Source organism: Flavobacterium sp. AJR, from assembly GCF_002156885.1.
GTDB lineage: Bacteria > Bacteroidota > Bacteroidia > Flavobacteriales > Flavobacteriaceae > Flavobacterium.
The window spans coordinates 1-7,667 of sequence record NZ_NCWQ01000130.1 but is presented as its reverse complement, the minus strand read 5'-3'; the positions used below and the strand labels follow the sequence as shown (position 1 = coordinate 7,667).

Here is a 7,667-nt window from a genome sequence, read left to right as displayed (position 1 = left end):
ATTTCAAAGTGTTCTACTAAAAAATCAGGCAGCATAAATTTTAAAAGGTCTATAGGAGTCATCTCAAATTCTTAGATTACAAAGTTCTTATTTTATTTTGACATTCCTCCCCAGGTTTTGTTCTTGATCCAAAATCGTGGCACATTTGGATTGGGGTTGATACCTTTTCTACCAAAAAAAAGTTAAGCCTATCTATCATTACGATTTAATATCAATAAATTTTGATAGAAACTTATGCATACAAAACTCTTCCGTTGATTTCATCTTACATTTATTAACACATCAATTATCAATGCTTAGTTTAGAAATATTCAAAGCTATAGAATAAAAAAAAAATCGGAACACGATTACTCCTGCTCCGATTTAATTCACTTAATTTTTGAAACTTCTGAAAAAACTTCAATCATTATCGAATGAGATTTCTATGCTATGGTATATTTTTTTTCTGTTACAGTATTGGTAGTTTCACTTGTTACACTATCTACAAATCGCCATTCAGCTTCAGAAACAGATGACGTAAATTTAAGATATGTGTATCCACGTTTATACAAATTTGCATATTCTAAATCATCTATCAGCACTGTAAATGCCTGTGCTAATTCTATCGCCTTTTTAGGGTCGGATGTAATTCCAAGATAAGCTTCCAATCCTGGCGATGAAACAGAACTGCACGCTATTTCAGTTCCTATAAATTTCCCTTGCATATCGGTAAGTTTACCCATCCAGGCATTATGAGTATCTCCGGCTAAAACCACAACATTTTTTCCAGAAAGCATGCTATAGAGCTGTTCTCTTTCTGCAGAATAACCATCCCAGGCATCCAAATTATATGGCAAAGTTGTCGTAACTCTCGCAATTTCCTGAGCAGTTAAAGAAGGATCACTTTGTTTATGTCTCATTTTAATAACAACAAGTTCAGAGATTGCACTAATAAGAGCCTGCATGGTCGCTGGCTGTGCACTTCCGAAATGATCCACTTCTGCTAAAACTTGATTCAAAAGCATCAGCAGCTCTGCAGGAATCATCATTTTTGTCATTAAGATCTGTTGGCCCAATACTTTCCACTTAGCAGTATCTACATTGATCTGTGATCCCAACCAAGTCATTTGTTCGCTTCCAATTAATCTTCTACTGGTACTTAACAGATCAGTTTTAAATTTTGTCTGATCAAAATTTCCGCCATTATCAATATAATCTGAATAACTCATCTGCTTATCTCTCGCAATAACTCTAGTATCCATCATGTAAAGAGAAAGAATATTACCGAAATTAAAACTTCTGTAAATTCTAAGATCTTTTCCTGTTTTAAGCGGAATATATTCACTGTAGGCTTGAAAAGCTGCCATTTTTCTCATCTGAAAATCCCCTTCGGCAGGCTGATGATTTTCTGCGCCGGTTTTATAGGTATCGTTAGCAAACTCATGGTCGTCCCAAACACATATAAAAGGTTTTTTCTGATGAAGCAGCTGAAGATTTTTATCCCCTCTATATTGTCTGTAACGCTCTCTGTAATCACTGAGACCTATAATCTCCCTGGCGGGTTTATGTTCTCTACCCAGTGGGTTTGTAAAAGGATTTGTTCCATACTGTCCTGGCGCATATTCGTAAATATAATCTCCAAGATGTACCACTACATCAGCATCTGAAGAAGCAATCGCTCCATATACATTAAAAAGTCCAGCTGGAAAATTAGAACAGGAAACAACAGCCATTTTTACATCATTTACAAGATCTGTTTTAGATGGCAGCGTACGCGTTTCTCCTATAACAGTTACCTGTTTAGTTTTGGCATTATAAAATCTATAATAATATTTTGTATTGGAAGAAATATTCTGAACATCTACCGCTATTGTAAAATCATTTATAGAAGATGCTCCGGCCTGCCCTTTTCTTGTTATTTCAGAAAATGCAACATCCTTACTTAGCTCCCAGGTAATTTCAGCATCTGAACCTATTGAATATCTTGTCCAGATAATCACTCCTGTTTCAGTAGGGTCAAAACTGGCTACTCCTGTCTCAAACCCTTCATTTTTCATTCCGTCTGGCGAACCGCTGTTATCGGTTTTATCATCGTCACTACAGCTTTCAATAAGTGGAGCGATAAAAACTCCTCCGGCGGCCAATAAAGAATTTCTAAGAAACCTTCTTCTGCTTAAATCATTGTTGTTTTCCATAAAAAAATTTTTATATCAAAAAAACAATGTAATATTAAAACAGAGGTTATGGCACTTTTAAAATTACCTTACATTACTATTAACAATCCATTTACTATAATAAATTATTGATCTGTTTAAGAACTTTAAACTGGGACATGTACCATTTTTACACTATTAAAGTCTCCTCTTTTTTCTTGTATAAAAATTCCGTCATTTAAAACAATATCGAAAAGCCTTTAGTATATTTTGTAAACAAATCGATTGCAATCAGGATGATCATTAAGAAAATAAGAACTAGTATATAGGTAATTATTTGAGCTTTTTTATTGAATTCAAAAGTGGCGGGATTTATAAAATAATCAGCATAGACGGCCTGAGAAATTTTTATATGTGGGGAAAATAAAGTAACGCCCTGCAGAAAATGTCCAATTAGATGATATTTATTTTTTGGGATATAGGTCATTCCATTCTCAGGTTTAGAAAAATCAATGGGAATCTGTTTGCCTTCTTTAAAACCGAAAATATATCCCGGAGAATATTTTGTTCCAATTTTTCTATCGATATCACTCACATAAGCTTCTCTGCTCCTTTCAAGCTCCTTGTATAAAATACTCTGGATAATGCCATTGTATTGGTGATGATGTATACCATATTGATCTACAGAAATGAGGATGATTTTTTTAAGTTTTTGGCGCTTGTAGTTCTTGCAAAGAGCCCAGATACCCCAAAGAAGTATGGAGAAGTATATTAGATCGAAGATCATCTCGCCGATAGATAAGCGGCTATTATGTTCCAGCTGAATGCTCAAAGGAAGCCCTATAAATAAACAAAGCATTGCGATACACAAAAGTCCGAACAGTATATACACAAAAATAGTAGCAGTTAAATTACGTTCAGAAGTTACTTCAGGAAAATTTTCTTTGTTATAAATCATTAACTACTTATTATTTAAAAACATCATTCAAATCAGGCATCGCTCTTTTCCTAAGTTTGTCTTACTACATCAAACCAGTAAAATCCGATATGCTCTTTGTGTCCCAAGCGAATTCTATATTGTTGCAGTTAAAAAGACAAAACCTCTTTAGGTAAGTTAACTATGAGTTTCTATGTTAACATATACCTTTTCTTGAGCTCAGGGGTTTGTTCTAAAACATTTCCGGGATCAAAAATCTAAAAGCGTAAATTCTAATTCTGTTGAGTTGCCATACAAATCTACTAAATTTGGAACTTCATAGATCAAATTATTTTTATCAAAGCAATAATTAAACACTTAGTTATTTAGTACTCTTTTCTATTTACCAAGAAATTATTTAATTTTGATTATAAATAAAAAAACAAATTACAACATTCATTTTAAAAAAGTTAAACTATAAATTCAACTGAAAAATGTTGATAAAATTATCATATTAACTTTTATGGCAGTATCGTAACGCCTTAAATACACACAGAACATAACCTAAGCAACAATAAATACATTAGAGGCCCAAGGAAGTCTTTCATATAATTCTCCCTTTATTACTATCGAATTTAATATGTTAATTTATCGTATACAAATACCAAATGACCCAAACTCAAAATAGTAAGCAATATTTTTTACTTTGTCCAGATTCTATTCTATAATTAATTTCCGAATCAATACTTTAAAATCTTGCACTATTCATATTGTAAAGCAATTAGAATAGGGACATTTAATAAAAAAAGAGGCTGCTTCACAAGTTATGAAACAGCCTCCTAATATTTTGTAAAGAGAACTCTAATTCAATTTCTAATATAAATAATTCAGAGCTGTAACATCATTAGAATTAAAAGCTCCTGTCTCACTTGAACTAAAACATGCTCTCATATAAGAAGTTGCATCATATCCTGAAGGTGTTCCTGGAATTAAAATTGCTCCCACACCAGCAGTACCTTCGTTTGAATTCTGTCCACAACTTTGACGGCTGAACCAATCTGTATGACGTAAACCAATACAATGGCCGATTTCATGTGCAGCTACGTGTGCATTTACACCTGTTGAATACGTATCTAACCCAGAATATAATGTAACTGAATTATAAGGATTTCCACCTGAAGGGAAACCTGCTACTCCACCTGCAGATCCGGTTTGTCTTCTTACAACAATGTTTGCACCTGAAGTACTTGAACTAAAAGTTAGAGTAAATTTAATAGTCAATCCTAAATTATTATATCTGTTTACTGCTGCTTGCAATCCTGCACGCATATTTGTACTTAAAGCTGTTGTACCAGTCCCTGATAATCCAACAATTTTGATAGTTTTTGGAGTAGATACTAAATTAGTAGTACGGTATTGTTCTGTGGTAATACCTCCATGAAGATCCATTTTGTTTAATTGATCTTCCGACATTACAATACATCCTTCTATAAGAAACGCATCCTCAGTGGTACCATCTAACTTAGTGTTTTTAATCACTTGAACATCTGTGGAATTTAATGAAAGTGATCTAATTTTATTTAGCACCTCTGGCGTTACTTTAAGAGATCCTTGATTTGATTGATCTGTCTCGTCTTCTTTGTTGCAGGATAACAGCGTTAACGCTATAAATGACAAGGCTAAAATTGATTTAATTTTTTTCATAATAGGTTTTTTGGGGTTGTTAATAATAAATTGGTAAATAGGGGCTTTACAAAATATTAGTAATATTTATAATCAAATTTATATAATTTTTAATCTTAAAATACTGATAAAACAATTATTTAACAAATTTAACATTTTTTGTTAAATTATTTTATACGGATTGTTTAGTAATAATTATCCGATTATTAATAGAAGTCCTGTAAAATCAATAATTAAATACAAATCAATTGGTTACACACAATAATACTATTCAGATATCTTATTTTGATTAGCATGTGTAAAAAAAATACTATACAATTTCACATAACATTTAGACGAACAGAGTTATAAAAAGAGAATATTACTCGTATAGATTTTGAAGTTTTAGAATGAAATAAAAACTAATATTTTTTTTTCAAATAATTTAATAACTTTGATTTACCTACAACGGATAAACATTTCAGATAGAAAACATTAAGCACAAATTTCATCTTTGATTTATCTAAATTCATTAATAAAAATGTTTAAAATTGCCCCAACATCTACTGTAAATGAAGACACAAATTACTTTTCTCTTTTTTATGATAACGACAATCAGTCTCTCTCAAAGCTCTGAAAAATGGAAACAATACATAGAAAAAGAAAACGAAACAAAATTTGAGAAATACTATTTTACATCTTTAGAAAATGCACATCACAATAAATACAAAGTTGTAAAAAAATTGGATAGTACTTTTTGTATAGTTGAAAATTTAAAATCTAATCAACCTTTAAAGAAAACACGCTCAGTAAATAGCTTATGGAAATTACCATCCAATTTTTCAAATCACACCGAAGACAAGCAATATATAATAGCAACTGATAGTATCAAATCATTAATTACAGATTTAAAAACAATCAACATTTCTGAGATCGAAATACTAAATAACCATCTTATAATCATAAAAAGTGATTCAAAAAAAATTATTGACCACATTATAACTTTGAGCAGTGTATCTTCTATTTCGCAAGAGTCCCTTCAACCAAAAGTTGAATCTAAAATAATCGATCAAAATTTTAGTATCAATTCTATAAATAAAGCCAATACTAATTTTCCTCTTATAACAGGCGAAAACCAAATTGTAGGTATCAAAGATGATTTATTTGATGTAAATGATATTGACCTACTAAACAAACACATTCCTTCTCAAACAGAATCGGCTATTGTATCGAGCCATGCAACAGCTATGGCAACTATAGTTACTGGATTAGGAAATAGTTCTGCACTAGGAAAAGGAGTTGCTCAAAAGGCCAAAATACAATCGTCTGACTTTTTGAATATCTATCCTGATGAAATAGCATCTTTTCAAGATGTTACTATTCAAAATCATTCCTACGGTACCAATATTGAGAATTTTTATGGTTCTCTGGCCAATGCTTATGATTCTCAATTATTCTTAAATCCTAATTTGACTCATTGTTTTTCTTCTGGCAATAGCGGACTTCAAGGTTATAAATCTATTACTGGTAATTTCAAGCAATCCAAAAACAGTATCGCAGTAGGGTGTATTGATCAAAACGAAGTAATTATGCCGTTTTCTTCAAAAGGACCAGCTTATGACGGTCGAATAAAACCTGAGTTAGTAGCCTACAGTACGCAAGGAACTTCAAATTCTACAGCAATAGCTACAGGGATTATTGCATTAATGAAACAACATTATAAAACTATAAATAATATCTCTTTATCTAATTCCCTAACAAAAGTAATTTTAATTAATAGTGCAAAAGATTTAGGGAACATAGGTCCAGATTTTACCTATGGTTATGGTAATATCAATGCTGATAAAAGTTTAAGAACAATCAGTGAAAATAAAATTATATCAGGTAATTTGACATCCGGACAAACAAATTTGCATACCATTTCCCTCCCTCCAAATACAAAAAACTTAAAAATCACATTAGTTTGGAACGATTTGCCGGCTGCAATCAACAGTAATATAAGTTTGGTAAACGATTTAGATATGGAGGTTAAGTCGGCCGACAACACCACTTTTTTACCATGGATTCTTAATCCTGACTCCCCACAGCAGCAAGCTGTAAGAGGAAAAGATAAAATTAATACTATAGAGCAAGTTACTATTGAAAATCCCGCATCTGGATCTTATACCATCAATATTATTGGCTCATACATATCTAACACATCTCAGGAATACAGCATCGCATACGAATATGAATTGGAAAATCGATTTGAATGGAATTACCCAGTTAATAATGATAATTTCCCTTATGATGGCAAAACTATTTCCCCTTTCAAATGGAATTCTTCATTTTCTAATATCCCTGGACAATTATCTATTAGTTATAATAATGGGCAGACTTGGGAAATTCTCGCAAATGATATAAATTTAAATACGGAACAATTTACCTATGCCCCTGCAGAACAAAAATTTTCAAAGGCAAAATTGAAAATGACCATTGATAATACCGATTATATATCCGATAGTTTTACAATATCTTATGATTTAAATATCAGTACCAGCTTAGTTTGTGATGGCACAACAGAAATTAATTGGGACAAACCTGCCGATGTATCTTCATTTAATATTTATCAATTGACAGGAGATTATTTGGAATTTAAAGAACAAACAACAAACACAACTTACACCTATACAGATGAAAAAACTCACACTGTTATTCCTGTATTTGACAATATCGAAGGAATAAAAAGTGAGTCAACATTACAGTATGTACAAAACTCAAATTGTTATTTCGAATTAGCTTTAGCAGAAGTTTATGAAGAGAATAAAATAAAAATTAATGCCAGTCTTTTCAGCTTGTACAACATCAAAAGAATTGAGATAATAAAAATAATTAATAATTCAGAAGGTGTTATTAACACAATAGATAATATCACTTCAAAAACATTCTCTTTTTTAGATATGGCTCCCTTAAAAGGA

At 31.6% G+C, this 7,667-nt stretch carries 4 protein-coding genes; 1 reads left to right on the top strand and 3 read right to left on the bottom strand.

Features of this window, described 5'->3' with window-relative positions:
* Nucleotides 1-422: 422 nt before the first annotated feature.
* The 3 genes from B8T70_RS22195 to B8T70_RS22185 all read right to left on the bottom strand — a co-directional run bounded on the left by B8T70_RS22195 (nt 423) and on the right by B8T70_RS22185 (nt 4,752).
* A complete protein-coding gene (locus tag B8T70_RS22195; RefSeq protein WP_086896262.1) occupies nt 423-2,174 on the bottom strand; it encodes an alkaline phosphatase in 1,752 nt (583 codons plus the stop codon).
* A 196-nt stretch (nt 2,175-2,370) separates the two neighbouring features.
* The gene (locus B8T70_RS22190) at nt 2,371-3,090 is read right to left on the bottom strand and encodes a hypothetical protein (RefSeq protein ID WP_086896261.1); all 720 of its coding nucleotides are present in this window, start codon (nt 3,088-3,090) and stop codon (nt 2,371-2,373) included.
* An 831-nt stretch (nt 3,091-3,921) separates the two neighbouring features.
* Nucleotides 3,922-4,752, bottom strand: coding sequence for a M57 family metalloprotease (locus B8T70_RS22185; protein ID WP_039115240.1), 831 nt, complete (start codon nt 4,750-4,752; stop codon nt 3,922-3,924).
* Between the two features lie 530 nt (nt 4,753-5,282).
* Between B8T70_RS22185 and B8T70_RS22180 the strand changes: the two genes are divergently transcribed.
* Nucleotides 5,283-7,667, top strand: a 2,385-nt coding sequence (locus B8T70_RS22180) for a S8 family serine peptidase (protein ID WP_086896260.1), incomplete at its 3' end; no start/stop codon positions are given.

Coding starts and splice junctions, on each gene's coding strand:
- B8T70_RS22195 (WP_086896262.1), bottom strand. CDS start 2,174: ATGGAAAACAACAATGATTTAAGCAGAAGAAGGTTTCTTAGAAATTCT.
- B8T70_RS22190 (WP_086896261.1), bottom strand. CDS start 3,090: ATGATTTATAACAAAGAAAATTTTCCTGAAGTAACTTCTGAACGTAAT.
- B8T70_RS22185 (WP_039115240.1), bottom strand. CDS start 4,752: ATGAAAAAAATTAAATCAATTTTAGCCTTGTCATTTATAGCGTTAACG.